We start from the raw sequence: 18,563 nt of genomic DNA on the forward strand, positions 1-18,563 counted from the left end.
ATCATTCCTTGTTAATCAATCATCATCTCTAATTGTATACAGAGTTGCGCGATGGCGCTGAGCGTATCCTCGGCGGTGGCCGTTTCGCTCTCGCCCAGTTGCTGAAGCAGACGCGCAAGATGGCTAAAACCCTGGTTCGTCGACTCGCCGCCCAGCGTGGCGGCCTCGCGAAACAGGCTCTTTTGCTGATAGCGCAGGCCGTTGTGCGCTATCTGGATCAGTAGCGTCCGGGCGCGCTGCAACAGGCTCAGGGCCGGCGAGCGCGGCGGCAGTACATCGCCAACAGGCAACGGCGCGACGGGAAGCGGCTCGGCGTTCAGCGCCCAGGCGCGGGTACGGGTCATCATGACCAGCGGCTCCAGGCTAAGCTGCCCGTGATGAAAGCTGACCAACCCGGAAACCATCACCACCGGATCGTCCTCTTGTCTGAGCAGCGCCGCCATCCGCTCAACGGCATACGGCGCGCTGGCGGAGGCGGGAAGGGACAAGTACAAAACGTTGTTTTCTCCCACGCCGCTGAGGACCTGCGCATCCAGCGTTTGCCGGGCGGCGTCCCATCCGACGGCAAGGCAGGCCTCCACCGGCAGAATAAACAGGTTATCAACCTGATTGAGCGGGCGCACCCAGGCCGGGGGGCGCTGGCGCAGATACTCACGCAGGGCCGCGGCGCCCGGCTGCCGCAGCGGCGCGCTGAGCAAAAGCCAGGCATCTTCGGTGAGCGGAAGGCTGCTGCTCAGGCGCTGACGGGCGCCCAGCAGCAGCTCGCCGCCGGCAGTGCGGCGCGCTGACCGGGTAATGATTTGCCCGCCCGCCAGTATGCCGGCCTGAAAGGTAAACAGGCGGCGCTGCCATAGCGGATTTTGCGCCCGTTCAGCCAGCGGCCAGCGGTGCGACAGATGCAAAATGCTGCCGGTATCCGGATCGCTAAACCAGAGACGTAAGCCGTACTGCTGGTTATCCTGCCAGCCGCGCATGCCAAGGGAAATCAGCCGCAGATGATCGAGCTGCGCTTCACCGGCAATACCCTGACCGACGACGGTGCGCCACGGCAGGGGCGGCGTCTGGCCGGCATCGGCAAGCTGCGCCATTCGGTCGGCGCTCTCAAGACGGGCATTAAGGCCCGCGAGCTGGGCCAGCAGCTGCTCAGGCACGTAGTGGCTGGCGCGCTGCTGGCAGGCATCGACGCCTTCGCGCAGCTCGGCAAGCGCGCCGATGACCCAGCGCCAGTTGGCCGCATGCGCTGCGCGCTGCGCGCGGGTGAACGCGGCTTCGAAGCTGATTGGCGGCTGGCTGACGCCGTTTTGCCACAGCAGTTGGCTTAGCTGACGGAGGCTTTGTCGACAGGCTTCGCCCTCGGGCGTAGCAAAAGGTCCGCCGCGGGCGGCGACCCTGCGGCTGCGGGTTTGCCAGACCAGATGCGTAAAGCCCGGCTGTTGGGCTTCGGCGTCGGTAAAGGCCTGCACCGCCAGCGCGATATGCTCGCACAGGGAGCCTTCGATGCAGTCGCAGCGGGCAAAGCGGATACTGCTGCGGGAATAAAAACGCACATCGCTCATCGGCAGCTTTGCCGACGGCGTTTCGTTGGGTCGGCAGAACAATTCCACCGTCAGCCCTTTATCCGCCAGCTGCTGCGCCCGCTTGAGAATCGACTCGGGCAGGGTGGCCAGCTCCTCCTGCCACAGGCCGGGATGCCAGCGCTCGTCAGCGTTTGGCTCCCCTTCAGGAGCCGCGTGACCGGCGTTGGCGCGCTGATAGCTCAGGATCAGCATCACGCGATGGCGGCACATGCCGCTAGCGCCGCAGGTACAGCTGGACTCTTTGAGGGCCCGATCTTTTTCCAGCCGGGTACGGGTACCATCGCGAAAAACGGCGGTCAGCGTACCGGCCTCATCCTGCTCCAGCGCGGGGATATTGCCGTTATCCAGCTCTTTTTGAGCGCGTTTCACAAACCCGGCGTTGCTCAGCGCGGTGAGCGCCTGCGGCGTGAGCTCCAGTAATTCAGGGCGTAAAGGCATCATGATTGTAAATTCTCCGCCAGCCAGGAGGCGAGCTCGCCGGGCGTCATGGCGGCGATTTGCGCCCCGACGTTGACCAGCGACTGGGCCATTTCATGGTCATAACAGGGGGACGCCGCGTCGTCCAGCGCCGCCAGGCCGAGGACTTTGATGCCGCTTTGTACGCTCTGCTTGACCTGGTTAATCAACAGCGAGTTCGCTCCACCTTCAAAAAAGTCGCTCACCAGCACAATCACGCTCTTGTGCGGTTGCTCAATCAGCTGCCGCGCATACTCTACGGCCTGGGCGATATGGGTGCCGCCGCCGAGCTGAACTTTCATCAGCAGCTCGACCGGGTCGGCGACATCCGCCGTGAGATCCACCACGCTGGTGTCGAACGCCACGAGGTGCGTGCGAATGCCGGGCAGCTGCCATAAGCAGGCCGCCATGACCGCGGAATGAATCACGGAATCCACCATTGAACCGCTCTGATCGACCAGCAAAATCAGCTGCCATTTTTCGCTGTGGCGCTTCACGCGGCTGATAAACTTTGGCGATTCAATGTACAGCTTGCCGCGCTGCGGGTCCCAGTGCTGGAGGTTGGCGCGCAGGGTGCCTTTGAAATCAAAGTTGCGCGCCAGCGGGATGCGCGAAGGCCGCTGCCGGTCGCGCGCGCCGGAAAACGCCTGACGAACCTCTTTTGCCAGCCGGGCCATAATTTGCTCCACCACCTGGCGCACCAGCTGTCGGGCGGCGTTCAGCACGTCAGGATTCATCAGATGTTTGGTATGCAGCACCGCGCGCAGCAGGCTTTCGGAGGGTTGAATTCGTTCCAGCACTTCCAGATTCGTCACCACCTCGTCAATGCCGTAGCGCAGCACCGCATCGCTCTCCAGCCGCTCGATAACCGGCTGCGGAAACAGCGTATGAATGGCGTTGATCCACTCCGGCGTCGTCAGGTCGGACTCTTCCAGCCCGCCCAGCCGTTCGCCCCGCTGCAGCCGTTGCGGATCGCGGCCGTAAAGCCACTCCAGGGCCCGGTCTACCTGGCGGGCACGCTCGTCGAGACCGCCGAGGCTATTGTCGGCGGCCGGGCCCAGAATCAGCCGCCAGCGCTGGAGTTCACGGGTTGTCAAAATATCGGATAGCGGATGCATTAGCGTCCTCCCCAGTGGCGAAGCGCCGCCAGCGCCTGCTGCTCCAACAGCTGGTGATGGATTAACCGCTGCGGCGAGCAGGAAACCGGCGCCTGTAGCGCATGGGTCGGCAGCATGGTCATGTGATAGTGATCGAGCACCTGGCGGGCCAGCGCGCCGCGTTCGCGGGGCGGCAGCCAGGCCATCGCCGCGCGTAAATCCGGCAGCGCGAGAATAAACTCCTCTTCCGCCAGACGGGCGAGACGCTCGCTGAAGCCGGCGATAAAGGCGGGCTGACAGGCAAGCTGATGGCGGGCCAGCGCCAGCATGCCATGTACCGCCTCTCCCAGACGCTGCGCGGGCAGCCGCGTCAGCAGGGCCAGCGCCGTTTCAGCGGTAGCGGCGGGGTGCTCGAGACGCATCAGCGCGCCAAGCGCCGCGCCGCGGTCGAGCGGTGCGGCATCGGCTGCGTGAATTCGCCGTTCAAGCAGCGCGAGAGCGGCGCTGAGCGAAACGCCCGGTAAAACGCTGCCGCTGTGGAGATCGCGCAGGATGTGGCTCAGGGTCTGCCAGCTATGCAGATGGGCGTGAAACTGCTTCTCGTCGGCGACGCCGCTGGATTCGCAGAGCCACAGCGTCCGGTCAAGCGCCGCGCTGAGCGTGATTTCCAGCACGACGGCGTTCTGCATGCCGCCGATATCATCCCGCTGCCAGAGGGCATACAGCACCTCCAGCGCTGGCCCCATTTCGGCAAACTGGCTCTCTTCGGCAATCAGCTGCGCCAGCTGTTCCAGCATCTGCTGGCTAAAGGTGGCGAGCCCCGCCAGCGCCGCCTGATTGAGGCTGGCGGCGAGGCTTTTGATGCCAAAGGAGGAGAGAATATTCCCTTCCAGCCGCCGTCGCGCGGCATCCGCGAGGGAGGCGCCGTAGCGGGCGGATTCAATCAGGACGGCATGCTGTTCCATGGTGCGAAACACTCCCCAGCGCTCTTCGCCATCGCCGGAAAGGGCTACCGCGCTGCCGGTTCGCTGCTGGAACCCGGGGATCTCAAGAATGGCCAGCCGGTGTAATACCTGACTTTTCGCTAATCCGTCGGGCGCAAAGCGGTTGAGGTTCAGATTCGCCGGCGGGGCAATCCCGACGCGCGCCAGCTCGCGTTCGACGTCCTGCGGCAGCGGCGGCAGCGGCGTTCCCGGCGCGAGCTTGCCGAAATCCGCCCCCGCCAGCGCATCCACGATGGTCAGCAGAATAGGATCGGTTTGCGGATGGATGGCGCCGCGATAGCTCCACGGCAGCGGGGCGTTTAGCGCTTCTTTGATTAACGAGCCCGCCAGCGCGTCAAGCCAGTCGCAGCGCAGGGGCTGGGTATGGCCGCGCATCCGGGCCAGCGCCATGGCGCGCAGATGGGCGGCTGCCAAATCGGCGGTTGAGGCCGGAAGGCGATGCTGACGCAGGCGGGCGAGCAGGGTTTTCAGCAGCTGTTCCCCGGCCTGCCGCTGACCGAGCTGCCAGCACCAGCGCTGCCAGACCGGCGCCGGCATCCCGGAAAGATAGCCCGCCAGTACGTCCAGCCGCTTTTCGCTGTACGGCGTCAGATAGCAGCCGGTGACGGCATCGGGCGTCGGCGGAGGCGGTAATGCCGGCTCCTGCTCCTGCGCCGGGCAGTTCCGCCACAGGGTAGCCAGCGCCGGAGCGTGCCAGCCGCCGCAGACCACCACCACCGGGCCGTTATTTTGCCGCATCGCCCATGCCAGCCAGCGGGCCATATAAGCTTCCCGTCGCCGGCTGTTTTCGCCGCCGCCGCTGTCACCGCGTAGCTGGACAAACCAGGTCTCCAGCGCCTGTTTCAGCCCGGCGCGCTGGTTTTCATCTTCGAACAGATGGTCCCACAGCGCGTCGGTATTCTCCATGCCGCTGACCTCGAGCAGGCGCTGATGGTCATCGGCGCGGCGGGCGTCAGAGGGATCGCTGTCGTTGTCGTCCTGCGCCCAGACGGGTAAATCGATAAAGCGGATATGCGCCCCCGTTGCCCGCGCGGCCAGCAGCGCCTGCCACTCCGGCGAGAATTCGGCGAACGGCGTCCAGGCGCTGCGTCCTGGCGCGCCGCCATGCTGCTGCTGGCAGTAGCTGTAGACGGCGATGGGCAGTTGGTGGGGTAAAAAAAGCTCGTCCAGGCGATGGTTAAAATCCGCCGGACCTTCAATCAGAACGTAGCGCGGGCACACGCGTTCTATTCGTTCTTTCACCAGCCTGGCGCAGGCCGGGCTGTGGTGACGAACGCCGATGATTAACGGCTGTTCTGGCATGCGTGTTCCCTCACGGCAGGCGGTGGCGGGCCTGATAATAGGCCTGCCAGTGGGCTTCTTTATGCGTGCCGACGCGTTGTTCAAAATAGCGGCGCAGGCGGGCGCGGTCATCTTCATTGTCTTTCACGATGGTACCGGCGATGCAGTCTACCAGGTCGGCGGGTTCGCCGGCGCGACCGGCGAGGAACCATGCCCGCACGCCGACGGCGTGGGCGACGTTGACCGCTTCGGCGGTGGACATCACCGCGCTGAGGGTATCCATCGCGGTTTTCTTACCCCCGTCGGCGCGCAGATCGCGGAAGGTCTGGATCAGCAGTACCAGTACGACATCGGGGACTTTATGCGGGATGCCGCTATGCTCCAACAGGCGGGCCGATGCGTTAGCCACCAGTTCCAGCTCCTGCTGAAAATCCATAATCGGAAAGACGGTTTCGAAGTCGAAGCGGCGTTTTAGCGCCGCGCTCATTTCGTTAACCCCGCGATCGCGGGTATTGGCGGTGGCAATAATATTAAATCCGGCGCGGGCATAGAGCTGGCTATCGTCGCCGGTTAGCTCCGGGATCGCCATGACGCGGTCGGATAGCATCCCCAGCAGGCAGTCCTGAACCTCCAGCGGCGTGCGGGTAATCTCTTCAAAGCGGACGATTTTACCGTCACGCATGCCCTGATACAGCGGGGCGGGCACCAGCGCCTGCGTCGACGGGCCCTGGTTTATCAGCAGCGCATAGTTCCAGGCATATTTGATTTGATCTTCGGTAATCGCCGCGCCGCCCTGAATGGTGAGCCCGGCGTCGCCGCAGATGGCGGTGGCCAGCAGCTCCGAGAGCAGCGATTTAGCCGTACCCGGCTCGCCGACCAGCATCAGGCCGCGCCCGGTCGCCAGCGTGACCAGCATCCGCTCGACGGCGGCCGGACTCATGACCACCTTGCGGCTGATGTCGCGAGCGCTATCGCCAAGGATAAACGCGCGCGCCGCAGGCAGGCTTAGCTGCCAGCCGGGCGGGCAGGGGAAACAGTCGTTCTGCTGCAGCCGGGCGAGCTCATCGGCGTAAAGTATGGCGGCAGGGGGGCGCTGAAGATGTGGTTCCTGTTGTATCATCGTTTCTTCCTTAAAGAGACCGCGGTAATGGGAGCATTTTTATCCTATGTGCAGCGAATAGCGTAAACGCGCTTTGCTTATCCACGGAAAATGACCTCAATCGTGCTTAGCGCCTCGCTGAGATCCTGTGGATCGAGCTGTGAGAACGCAGCGGGCCGTTCGCCATCATAGAGTCTGATGGCGGCAAACCGCTGAGGAGCCTTCGCATCCATGTTGTAGTGCACGAACCCTGGCGTGATTTCCAGAATCAGTCGATGCCGCCCGACATCGTAGCAGAAACGGTTTTCAGCGCCCTGCCACCAGCCGCGACTGCGGATGCCCAATAATTGCCCGCAGGTTGTTGATTTTCCCTGCCAGCGCGTAAGCTCGCTGCGGGCGGTTTCTTCCGCCAGCAGCTGCACCGTCTGGCGCGTCAGCTGGCGGAACGGTGGCAATAGCTGATAATCGGCAAAAATTTGGCTAAATGCTGCCCGCGTCGCGTCATCCATTTCCAGCGGATGAGCAAGGCCGAACAGCGCCTCTTCCGGTAGAGCGATAGGGTCATCCTGGCCATCGCAGAATTCCTCTTCCGCGGCGACGCGAAAGGCGTTGAGCAGGCGACGGGGTTCACTGGCGGCGTAGATTCCCCATACCAGGCGCCGGGTAAGATTGTTGGTCAGCGGATGATCGACAAACAGCGATTGAAACTCCGTTCGCGTCCAGCGCCGTGCCAGCCGCAGGGCGTTTTCCAGATGCGGCAGCAGGCGTTTGGCCACCTGGGCTGCGTCTTTTTTCAGGCCTTTCAGCCTGTCCAGCGCTTCCGCGGCTTTTACCTGGTCATCTTCGGCGCGCAGGCGCGGCAGGCTCTTTTGCCGCGCTCCCTGCTGGTCGTAAATCACCGGCAGCAGATTTTCATCAAAACGGACATAAAAGCCGCGGGAACCAAAATCAAAAGCCAGCGTTTGGGGATCGTCCAGCCCCAGCGTAGGCGTTAGCCGATCCTGCAGCTGCTCTTCGCTGAGATCGCGGGCTTCGGCGACCTCTTTAAGAGACTGCCTGGCGCTTTCGCGCAGCGGGCGGGATTTGGCGCCCTGCGCGATGTGGTGCAGCTGCAGCAGTGCCATATCGCTGCCGATGCGGGTGAGAAGATGCAGCCCGCTGGCGGCGCGGGCGGATTTCCCTTCCTGCGGCCAGGCCAGGATAAGCTGGGTTAAATCACGCACTGTCGCTTCATCGCCAAAAATCCCCAGCGCCTGAAACGCCCAGTTATCTTTGGCTGGGGCTCCGGCAGTCTGCCATGCGTTAAATAAATCCCAGACGAAAGCGGCCAGCGATTGGGGCTGGCAGGCGGCTTTGGCTAAATCCAGCCCACCGTAATGATGGCCGCCCTGGGCGAAGCGCAGCATTTCGCCGAAGATCTCCAGCGCATCGTCGGTCAACGGCTGGTCGGTGCCGATAAGCCGCGGCCTGCGCCAGAGCGTCGGTTGCCAGAAGTCAGGCACTTTTGGAATGCGGACAGGGTAGTTGTCCAGCGGATCCTGCGCCAGCAGCTGTTCCAGCTTCGTCCACAGTGCCGGTTCGTTCCAGCGTTGTGCTACCGCTTTCAGCCGTTCATGGTGGCCTTCCTGGTACAGCAGACGCAGCGCGTTAATAGCCGCCTCGCGGCTATCGCCCGCTTTATCGAACGCCAGTGGGATTAACGCGGCGGCTGCGTGCTCCGGCCACTGCAGGAGCCACTGACGAGCCAGTTGGCTGTGCGCCTGCAAGCGTCGCCAGACGCGGGCCATCGGTAGCGCCAGCTCCGTTGCGCCGAGATGCGTCAGCAGGGGGAAGATCTCCTTTGGCCGATGCTGCAGCGCCAGCAGCAGGCCGGGTAGAGCATCGGTCCCGAGAATGCTCAGCGCATATTCGGCGCCGACAAATCTAAAGTTAGCGGCATTGATGCCCTGCCAGGCCACCAGCGCCCGCTCGCGAGGCAGTTGCATAAGCAGATAAAGATTCCAGCAGTCGTTAGGGTTGTAGGCCTTTACCAGGTAATCCCCCCATGCCTCCAGTAGCGTAGCGATATCGAAGTTTTGCAGTGCGTGGCAGGCGTTGCCCCACCAGACATAGCGATGAAAATATTTCTCCGTATCGAAATGGTCCCGCTTGCCGCATAACGTGTACTGGTGGAACAGGTATTCAATACTCTGAAAGCCCAGCTCCTGCATGACGATGGTGCAACCTATGCTGGCGAGACGTTCATCGAGCGGAAGGTTATTAAAGAAACAGGCGGGTTTGCTGGCAGCCAGCGCTTCCCGCTCTCCTGGCTGCCAGTGCTCCTGAGGCGCAACGGTCAGCGACGTTAGCGCAAAACGCGGGGGCGCGACTTTTTTCTTTTTGCTGCGCCACGGCGGCGAGCGCAGGATCTCCGGCAGGCAGGAGCGATCGGTTGCCAGCGTAACGTCTGAAGGCATCGATGGTCGGCTGGCCGCCAGAAGTTCCTGTGCCTTCGTGCTTAGCCAGGGAGTAACCTGCTCAGCCAACTGAGGATGCGTATTGAGCAGCGTCCGCAGCAGCATTCTCCAGCTTTCTTCACGCTTTTTCTGCTGCTGCGGACGCTTTTTCTCTGCGATCTCAGGATAGCCCGGACGAGCGGGCGGTTCCGGCAGCGCCAGCAATTCCGCTACAGCGGCCAGAGCGGCATGGGGATATTTTTTGGCGAATGTTGACACGCGCTGCTGGCTGGGTTTGTTTTTATCCGCCACCAGCAGCAGCAGCCGGATAGCCTGCGGATGGTTAATTTGCGCCAGCAGGCTGCCGCAGTCATTCCGGTGCGCATATATCGCCAGCCCGGGGATCGCCGCCAGCCCCTGCTCGCGCAGCAGGGCCGCGCAGGCGGAGTAACCGTAGCGGTTTTCGTCGCACATCTCGCTGGCCTGACAATCGGTAAAGACATCAAGCCAGCAGGATTGCTCCAGTACTGCCAGCTTAGCAGGATCTGTCGCTACCGCTTTCAACCACTCGCTTGATGAACGGCTGGCGTATTTATCAGCGTCGAGCAGGCTATTTGCAACGTCCGGTCGTTCCGGCAACAGCAGGGCAATAAACGGTTTACGATTAAGCTCAATATCAGGGAGCGCGCGGATAAGTTTGTCAGCGCAGCGTAGCCAGATCGCCTCTTCAGCCAGCGAAAGGTGTTTTCGCAGACGCAGATCGAATTCGTGGTAAGTATCGCAGCGAAAACCGTACTGGTACGCTTTTTTCGGATGAGAAAAAACGATGCTGGGTGGCTGAAGATTGCTGTGGGTCACGGTGATAAATTGCCGTTCAATCACCACTTCGGTGGCATATTCCACGCCCCTTAGCTGGACGATTTCATCGAGTAGCTCGGGACTGTCATCTTCTGCCAGCCGGGTAAGCGCCGCCAGCGCGCGGGGGGGCATTGCCGGTTTGGCTTCGCCCACATAGCCGACCGCCTGCGCAATAGCCTGCCGCCATTCGGCAGTGCATGTTTCATAGTCCCACGTAAGGGCCTGAATATGCTGATAGCGCGAGGGAATATCGTTCGCCAGTCGTTGCAGGCGTCCCTCTTCGATCGGCGGTACCGGGTCGCCAGGCCAGCGGCGATGGCTTAACGGTTGTTTGCCCTTTTTAAAGGATAGCTCCAGCTGCGCGTCATCCGCCAGCCATGGCGGGAGTGCTGTGTTGTGCATAAACGTTCCTTGTGTTACTCAAACAGCCCGTCGATATCGTTAATCAATTCACTGAGGGTGACGTTATCCAGCACCGAAAACGTGGCCTGCTGTTTGCCGTTGCCGCCCCAGCCGTACTGGTGCGCATTTTCGGCACACAGCCATATTTTGCTCAGCAGCTGCTCGGCGCTGAGTTCATCCGGCAGCAACCCGACGGCAAAGCCTTCGTCGATTTCCATCACCAGCGTCCACTGGCCCAGCGGTTTAAGCATCCAGCCAATCCAGCCTGCATCCTGCGGTTCGCCGCGCAGCCAGCCTTTATTCGCCAGCCCTATTACCCGCCCGCTCGGGCATTTGCGCCCGGCCCAGCGGGTCAGCTCGGTGGCCGCCAGTTCGGCGATCGTCAGGGTGTAGCAGCTGCGGTCAAGCTGGCGGAACGGCGGCAGCAGCTCATAATCGGCGAACAGCTGACCGAAGGCGGCGGCGTCTTCCGCGGGCATTTCCAGCAGATGCGGAAGACCGATTTGGACCGCGCCTTGCGGCAGGGTGAACAGATCGTCATCGGCGTTACCGTAGCTGTTGTCTTCCGCCACGCGGAAGCAGGCCAGCAGCCTGTTTTCGGCGTCGTAGACTCCCCATACCAGGCGGCGGGTGAGGTGGCAGACCAGGGGATGATTAACCAGAAACTGCCGGAAGTTTTCCACCGTCCAGCGGCGACGCTGGCACATGGCGGACTCCATGCGCGCGATTTGCTGGGCGGCAATCGTGCGGGCGTCTTTTTTCAGGGCTTTGTAGCGATTAACGGCCTCGGTAGCCAGCGCCTTATCATCGCTTTTATTCGGCTTCGGCAGGTCCTTAAGGCGGCTGCCGTTTTCATCGCGCACGTAAGGCCTGAGGGCTTCATCAAAGCTAATGATAAAGCGCCGCGGGCCGAAATCGAGGGTCAAGGTTCCGTCGTCGTTGAGTCCCAGATCCGGCGCGAGGCGGTCCTCCAGCTCTTCCACGGTCAGCGCGCGGCTTGCGGCGATATGGCCGATTTTCTCTCTGGCGCGCTCCTGCAGGGCTTTGAACTTGAGTTTCCCGGCGATGCCGTTCAGCTGCATCAGGGCGATATCGGTGCCGATGGCGGCGAGAATATCCAGCCCGACGGTAGCGCGTTTATGTTGGGATTCTCCCGGCCAGGCGCGGATCAGCGGGGTGAGCGCGCGGGCGGTATCGTCGTTACCGAAGATGCCGAGCGCGGTAAAGGCCCAGCTCTCTTTCGACGGCGCGCCGGCGGTTTGCCAGGCGCTGAACAGATCCCAGGCGAAGGCGGCGAGTGATGCCACGGTACAGAGATCTTTTACCTGCTGCAGGCCGGGGTAAATACCTTCCTCTGACGGGAAGCGCAGCATTTCGCCGAGCGTTTTTAATGCGTCGTCCGGCAAGGCAAGGCCATTTTCCCGCAGCAGCGGTCGCGCCCACAGCGCGGGCTGATAAAACGCGGGCAGCGGCGGAATTTTCGTCGGATGGTTATCCAGCGGATCGAGCGCCAGTAGCGCGCCGACCGCCGCCATCACCTCCGGCCGATCGTAGCGGTGGGCAACCTGTTCAAGCAGCGGCTGATGACCGTTATCCATCAGCATGCGTATGGCCAGGCGCGCACTGTCCTGCGCTTCGCCCGCTTTGCCGAGAGCGGCGGGCAGCAGGCCGGCAATGGCGTGCTCCGGATAGGCCAGCAGCCACTCGCGCGCCTCTTCGCGCAGCGTTTTCAGCTTGTGAAAGGCGCGGGCGACGATGGGGGCCAGTTCGCTGGCGGCAAACCAGATAGCGACCGGTAAATTCTCCTGCGGATAGCGGGACAGGGCGTGAATAAAACCCGGTAGCCCGGCAAGACGCAGATAGGCCATCACATATTCCCCGCCGGTATGGGGCTCTTTACTCAGCGAGCTCCAGGCATCGGCTGCCCGCCCGGCGGGCAGCGCGGTGAGCATATAAAGATTCCACTCCCCCGGATAAGGGGCGTGGTAAGCGTGGAATTCGGCGATCAGCGCAAGATAATCCTGCCGCCGCCAGGCATCTGCTGCGGCGTCGGAGGCGTGTTCATAGCGATTGTTTTGACGGCTCCAGACCCTGAAACCCAGGCGCGTAAGGTACGCTTTCTCACTCTCCTGTTGGCTCATCTCCACCTGCTGCGCGTACCAGCTCCGCTGGGCGAGAAGCGCGTTGGCCGCCTCTTCCGTCAGCATACAGGCCGGTTCTAAAGCCAGCGGCGTTAAGCTTAGCTGAGGGATCGGTGATTTTTTCTTTTTCGCCGTCCACGGGGGCGAAACCAGCAGCGGCGGCAGAATATCGGCCCCGGCGCAGTCGACCCGCTGGCTTAACTGCCGTTGGCAGGCTGCCAGCAGCGTTGCGGCCTGCGACGAGAGCCACGGCGAAATTTGCGCCGCCAGCTCCGGCTGCGCGCTCAGCAGGGTCATCAGCATAATGCGCCAGCGCTTCTCTTCTTTCTGCGCCAGCAGTTCGGCCAGCGCCGCCAGCGCCGCGTGCGGGAAGCGGGCGCTGGCGCGGGCCATCCGCTCGTGGCAGCGTTTGCCTTGTTCGCTCACCCGGATCAGCTGCATCAGCGCCTGGGGATGGTTCACGCCGCTTACCCGCTCTCCGCACAGGTCATCGTGAACGTAGGGCGCAAAGCGGGCGATACCGGCGACGCCCTGTTCGCGCATCACCGTCGCGTTCCAGACGCTGCCGTGGTAATAATCGTTAAACAGATTTTCCGTCTGGTAAGGCTCCAGCGCTTTGACCACCTGCGGGTCGCGGGCGACGACCTTCAGCCATTCCGCCGTCTTCACATTTTTGTGCGCCAGTACCCGACGGGCGATATCGTTCACGATATCCTGGCGTTCCGGCAGCAAGAGCGCCACCAGCGGCTGTTGCCCGATGGGCATATCCGGCAACGCGGCGATCAGTTTATCCACGCAGCGCCGCCAGAGCGCCTCATCCGCATGAGCCAGATGGGCGCGCAGGCGCACGTCGAGCAGCGCCGGCCCGCGCGCGCGGGTGGGTTCGGCGCGGAAAGTCACCTGAAGGGTTTGATAATTATAATCAAACTCAATGTGCTGCAGGGCGATAAACATCTCGATGGCATATTCCAGACCGTAAACGTAAACAATCTCGTCCATCAGACAGGCATTATCAGCGCTGCGCCAGCCGCGGCGCGTGGCTACCGCCACCTGAACCGCCAGCGCCGCGGGTGAAAGCGGGCCATCGGTCAGGGCCTGGTTGATGATTTGCTGCCAGTACGCGGAGCAGTCGGTAGAGTTAAAGGTGACGATATTCCCTGATTGTTTGTGGATCTCGTTGCCGAGGTCCATCAGTTTGCTATTTTCAGGCGCGGCGATCGGTTTACCGGGAAAGAGGCGAGAAGGGAGCACCTCTTCAAGCAGCTCATCCGATAAAAGCAGTTCGCCATCGTCCGTCAGCCACGGACGGGTGATGTCTGAGGGCGTTGAGGCGTATTCGGGCTGTGGGGCGGCTGGTGGCGATGCGGGTAAGGCAGGCTGCTCGGTGCGAGTAACTTCAACGTAGCCTTTGCGGGTTTTTTCGTTAATCAATTTGACTTCAGCCTTGCTGGCCGCCGCCGCGTCGGCAAAGGTTTTGATCTGGCTCTGCCCGTGTGTGCCAACCTTGCCCCAGCGTAGATGCAGCTCGTGGCCCTGCTGCTCAATCGCCCAGAATTTATGTGATTTTTCGTCCTGATAAATAAAGGTTTTCATCAACGTCCCTGTGTTTTTATCCAGCCTGGCGTTGATGCTAACAGCTATTGACAGGAACACCGAGGGTGGGGGTAGCAAGAATACAATTTTCAGAATTTATAAAATAAAAAAAGCGCTGCCGGAGCAGCGCTTTATGCGTCATTACTTGACCTGCTGGCCCGGCTGGGCGCCGCTGTCCGGGCTGAGCAGGAAGATATCTTTCCCGCCAGGACCCGCGGCCATCACCATGCCTTCAGAAACGCCGAAGCGCATTTTGCGCGGCGCCAGGTTGGCGACCATCACCGTCAGGCGGCCAATCAGCACCTGCGGGTCCGGGTAGGCGGAACGGATGCCGGAGAAGACGTTGCGCTTCTCGCCGCCGAGATCCAGCGTCAGGCGCAGCAGCTTGTCGGAACCGTCCACGAACTCGGCGTTTTCAATCAGCGCGATGCGCATATCGACTTTGGCGAAATCGTCAAAGGTGATGGTTTCCTGAATCGGATCGTCCGCCAGCGGGCCGGTGACCGGCGCTGACAGCGCTTTGACTTCTTCTTTCGACGCTTCGACCAGCGCGTCAACCTGCTTCATCTCAATGCGGTTGTAGAGCGCTTTGAAAGCGTTAACCTTGTGACCGAGCAGCGGCTGCTGGATAGCATCCCAGCTCAGTTCGCCGTTGAGGAACGCTTCGGCGCGGGCGGCCAGCTGCGGCAGGACCGGCTTCAGCCAGGTCATCAGCACGCGGAACATATTCAGGCCCATGGTGCAGATGGCCTGCAGGTCGGCGTCGCGCCCTTCCTGTTTAGCCACCACCCACGGCGCCTGCTCGTCAACGTAGCGGTTCGCCACGTCGGCCAGCGCCATGATTTCGCGGATAGCTTTACCGAACTCCCGGCTGTCCCACGCTTCGCCAATGCTTGTTGCCGCATCGGTAAAGGTTTTATACAGCTGAGGATCGGCCAGTTCGGCGGACAGCATGCCGTCGAAACGCTTGTTGATGAAACCGGCGTTGCGCGAGGCGAGGTTCACCACCTTGTTGACGATATCGGCGTTAACGCGCTGCACGAAGTCTTCCAGGTTCAGGTCGATGTCATCGATACGCGACGAGAGCTTGGCGGTGTAGTAGTAGCGCAGGCTGTCTGCGTCAAAATGATTCAGCCAGGTGCTGGCCTTAATAAAGGTGCCGCGCGACTTGGACATCTTGGCGCCGTTGACCGTCACGTAGCCGTGAACGAACAGGTTGGTCGGTTTGCGGAAGCTGCTGCCTTCCAGCATCGCCGGCCAGAACAGGCTGTGGAAGTAGACGATATCTTTACCGATAAAGTGATACAGCTCGGCGGTGGAGTCTTTCTTCCAGTATTCGTCGAAGCTGGTGGTATCGCCGCGCTTGTCGCACAGGTTCTTGAAGGAGCCCATGTAGCCGATCGGCGCGTCCAGCCAGACGTAGAAGTATTTGCCCGGCGCGTTCGGGATTTCGAAGCCGAAGTACGGCGCATCGCGGGAGATATCCCACTGCTGCAGTCCGGACTCGAACCACTCCTGCATTTTATTCGCCACCTGCTCCTGCAGCGCGCCGCTGCGGGTCCACGCCTGCAGCATTTCGCTGAACGACGGCAGGTCGAAGAAGAAGTGCTCGGACTCGCGCATCACCGGCGTCGCGCCGGAGACGACCGATTTCGGCTCGATAAGCTCGGTCGGGCTGTAGGTCGCGCCGCACACTTCGCAGTTATCGCCGTACTGATCCGGTGATTTGCACTTCGGACAGGTGCCTTTTACAAAACGGTCCGGCAGGAACATGCCTTTTTCCGGATCGTAGAGCTGAGAGATGGTGCGGTTTTTGATAAAACCGTTCTCTTTCAGACGCGTATAGATAAGCTCCGACAGCTCGCGGTTCTCGTCGCTGTGCGTGGAGTGATAGTTGTCATAGCTGATGTCGAAGCCAGCAAAATCGGTCTGATGCTCCTGACTCATTTCGCCAATCATCTGTTCCGGGGTGATACCGAGCTGCTGCGCTTTCAGCATGATCGGGGTGCCGTGGGCGTCGTCGGCGCAGATGAAGTTGACCTCGTGGCCGCGCATTCGCTGGTAACGGACCCAGACATCAGCCTGGATGTGCTCCAGCATGTGGCCGAGGTGGATTGAGCCGTTTGCGTACGGCAGCGCGCACGTTACCAGAATTTTCTTCGCGACTTGAGTCATAGTGGGCATTACATCTTCTATTGTAAAAAGGGGTTTCGATGTTACCGCAAAGGCAATAATTTGGTAAGCCCAAAGCTTATTGTGGGGGAATTATTCCCTTTAAGGTAAACTTAACGCACAAGATTCAACTCACAATAACAAAGGAGTCGGGATGAGTTCGCAATCCCAGGCCAAATCCCCCGAGCGTCTGCGCGCGATGGTCGCCGGGACCCTGGCTAATTTCCAGCACCCAACCCTGAAACATAACCTCACTACGCTGAAGGCGCTGCATCACGTCGCCTGGCTGGACGAGACCGTGCACATTGAAATTCAGATGCCGTTCGTCTGGCATAGCGCGTTTGAGGTGCTCAAGGAGCAGTGCAGCGCCGAGCTGCTGCGCATTACCGGCGCTAAAGCTATTGACTGGAAGCTGACGCACAGCATCGCCACGCTGCAGCGGGTAAAAAATCAGCCCGGCATCAACGGCGTGAAAAACATCATCGCCATCAGCTCCGGCAAGGGCGGGGTGGGTAAATCGTCTACCGCGGTCAACCTCGCGCTGGCGCTGGCGGCGGAAGGGGCGAAAGTCGGCATTCTGGATGCCGATATTTACGGCCCGTCGATTCCGACCATGCTCGGCGCGGAAGATCAGCGTCCCACTTCGCCGGACGGCACCCATATGGCGCCGATTATGAAATTTGGTCTCGCCACCAACTCCATCGGCTATCTGGTCACCGACGACAACGCCATGGTCTGGCGCGGCCCGATGGCCAGCAAAGCGTTAATGCAGATGCTGCAGGAAACCCTGTGGCCGGATCTCGATTACCTGGTGCTGGATATGCCGCCGGGCACCGGTGATATTCAGCTGACGCTGGCGCAAAACATTCCGGTCACCGGCGCGGTGGTGGTGACTACGCCGCAGGATATCGCCCTGATCGACGCCAAAAAAGGTATCGTGATGTTTGAGAAAGTCGAAGTGCCGGTGCTGGGGATTGTGGAAAACATGAGCATGCATATTTGCAGCAACTGCGGACACCACGAGCCTATCTTCGGTACCGGCGGCGCGCAAAAGCTGGCCGAGAAATACCATACCCAGCTGCTGGGCCAGCTGCCGCTGCATATCACCCTGCGCGAAGACCTCGACAAGGGAACGCCGACGGTGGTGGCGCGCCCGGAAAGCGAGTTTACCGAAACCTACCGCCAGCTGGCAGACCGCGTCGCGGCGCAGTTGTACTGGCAGGGCGAAGTTATCCCCGGTGAAATAGCTTTCCGCGCGGTCTGATTTTCCCTCCCTTCTGAACCGTACGGCACGTTGCGCCGTACGGTTTGTTATCGTATCCGCCCCGTTTTCTCTTTCCAAAATAATCACCGCGTGAATGATATAAGCGTTAAATATTACTTGTTTTTATTCACATTTAGCGATGTTGAGATTTGTCAATAAAACATATTGTTAACATTGTTTTCCGCTGGCGGTTGTGCGAGCTTGATTAGCATAGAAGTGAAGTATTTTAATTCGCCGTGACGATGTTTAATTTTGGCTGTGTGATTTGGCGAAACGTGGAAGTTATCAGTACTACGTCAATAAAAACGATGGAAGGAAAGTATAGCCGTAATACATTTCCGGAGTGCATGATGAACAATATTGCTCTAATCGTTAAGTTACGAGAACTGCTGGTTATTTTTATGCATACGCGCACGCTGCCGGAGAAAGCCGCAGACGCGTTACGCTATTGCCAGGAGCATCTCCCGATGGCTGAAATTCCGATTGGTGCTTATGGTGAATACAGTGATATTTTTGAACAGCTTGTTTTTTTATCGGATGAAAAGAGTCGTACTGCCCCGGATGATTTATTGCGTAGCGGCGGCGATTTGATATTAAGTATTTTAATGCTCTATGAGCACGTGGCTTCCGGTATTGCCGTCGAGGAATTTATGCATAAACAAAACCGCTTTAACGGATAGCATTATCGCATCGAAAAACAAAACGCCAGCGGCAGGGATAGCGCGCTGGCGTTCGGCTTTTAGCGATGGTAGAAAATCTCGCCATCATAGATTTTGAGGATTTTTCCCTCGGTTTCGGTAATCAGAACGTAGCTTCCGCCCATATAGGTCCAGCGGGTCCCGGCATCCGGGGCAGGCAAATTGCGCTGCTGCCACTGCTTGATGTTGTATTCTGGCGTGAGGTACAGCGGCGGTACGGTGTCGCCGATGTGGAATTGTTTGAAGTCTGCGGTCACCCCATCCAGCTCATATTTCTGTATACCTTCGCCGGACGCCGCCCACGCTCCGCTGGAGCAGGCCAACAGTACGCCCAGAAGCATCATTTTTGTTTTACGCATAATTTCCCCATTATTATCCTGGACACAAAATCGCAGCCTCGTATGATTCCTGATAGGTCAAGGAAATGGCAAGCATTGGTTTGGTTAAAAGTGTAAGCAAACGGTGATACGGCGACGTTTTTCATCG

General features: G+C 60.4%; 10 protein-coding genes. 2 read left to right on the forward strand and 8 right to left on the reverse strand.

From position 1 onward, the window contains the following. Nucleotides 1–11 precede the first annotated feature (11 nt). From ACE3MN_RS08490 to metG, 7 genes are all read right to left on the reverse strand, one after another. The gene (locus ACE3MN_RS08490; RefSeq protein ID WP_375364340.1) at nucleotides 12–2,018 is read right to left on the reverse strand and encodes an SWIM zinc finger family protein; all 2,007 of its coding nucleotides are present in this window, start codon (nucleotides 2,016–2,018) and stop codon (nucleotides 12–14) included. After that, nucleotides 2,015–3,151 carry a vWA domain-containing protein gene (locus tag ACE3MN_RS08495; protein ID WP_004138606.1) on the reverse strand — a complete coding sequence of 379 codons (1,137 nt, stop codon included), beginning with the start codon at nucleotides 3,149–3,151 and terminating at the stop codon, nucleotides 2,015–2,017. Before ACE3MN_RS08495 ends, ACE3MN_RS08490 begins: the two co-directional genes overlap by 4 nt. Continuing rightward, nucleotides 3,151–5,436 carry a DUF5682 family protein gene (locus ACE3MN_RS08500; protein WP_142476459.1) on the reverse strand — a complete coding sequence of 762 codons (2,286 nt, stop codon included), beginning with the start codon at nucleotides 5,434–5,436 and terminating at the stop codon, nucleotides 3,151–3,153. The genes ACE3MN_RS08495 and ACE3MN_RS08500 overlap by 1 nt, the downstream gene beginning before the upstream one ends. A gap of 10 nt (nucleotides 5,437–5,446) precedes the next feature. Further along, complete coding sequence (locus ACE3MN_RS08505; RefSeq protein ID WP_375364341.1) at nucleotides 5,447–6,535, reverse strand: AAA family ATPase; 1,089 nt, start codon at nucleotides 6,533–6,535, stop codon at nucleotides 5,447–5,449. A 77-nt stretch (nucleotides 6,536–6,612) separates the two neighbouring features. Beyond that, nucleotides 6,613–10,209, reverse strand: a complete 3,597-nt coding sequence (locus ACE3MN_RS08510; RefSeq protein WP_375364342.1) for a DUF4132 domain-containing protein — start codon at nucleotides 10,207–10,209, stop codon at nucleotides 6,613–6,615. A 14-nt stretch (nucleotides 10,210–10,223) separates the two neighbouring features. After that, nucleotides 10,224–13,943, reverse strand: coding sequence for a DUF4132 domain-containing protein (locus ACE3MN_RS08515; RefSeq protein ID WP_375364343.1), 3,720 nt, complete (start codon nucleotides 13,941–13,943; stop codon nucleotides 10,224–10,226). 141 nt (nucleotides 13,944–14,084) lie between these two features. Further along, nucleotides 14,085–16,118 carry a methionine--tRNA ligase gene (gene metG, locus ACE3MN_RS08520; protein WP_004138615.1) on the reverse strand — a complete coding sequence of 678 codons (2,034 nt, stop codon included), beginning with the start codon at nucleotides 16,116–16,118 and terminating at the stop codon, nucleotides 14,085–14,087. A 151-nt stretch (nucleotides 16,119–16,269) separates the two neighbouring features. On the opposite strand from metG, the gene apbC reads away from it, so the two are divergent. Beyond that, a complete protein-coding gene (gene apbC / locus ACE3MN_RS08525) occupies nucleotides 16,270–17,379 on the forward strand; it encodes an iron-sulfur cluster carrier protein ApbC (RefSeq protein ID WP_004122768.1) in 1,110 nt (369 codons plus the stop codon). Nucleotides 17,380–17,729: 350 nt separating this feature from the next. Further along, a complete protein-coding gene (locus ACE3MN_RS08530) occupies nucleotides 17,730–18,059 on the forward strand; it encodes a hypothetical protein (RefSeq protein WP_024359185.1) in 330 nt (109 codons plus the stop codon). 59 nt (nucleotides 18,060–18,118) lie between these two features. On the opposite strand, the gene ACE3MN_RS08535 is transcribed toward ACE3MN_RS08530, so the two are convergent. Beyond that, nucleotides 18,119–18,436 carry an RcnB family protein gene (locus ACE3MN_RS08535; protein WP_024359184.1) on the reverse strand — a complete coding sequence of 106 codons (318 nt, stop codon included), beginning with the start codon at nucleotides 18,434–18,436 and terminating at the stop codon, nucleotides 18,119–18,121. Nucleotides 18,437–18,563 lie beyond the last annotated feature (127 nt).

Origin of the sequence: Klebsiella grimontii (genome assembly GCF_042137965.1) — a bacterium.
GTDB classification, from domain to species: Bacteria; Pseudomonadota; Gammaproteobacteria; order Enterobacterales; family Enterobacteriaceae; genus Klebsiella; species Klebsiella grimontii.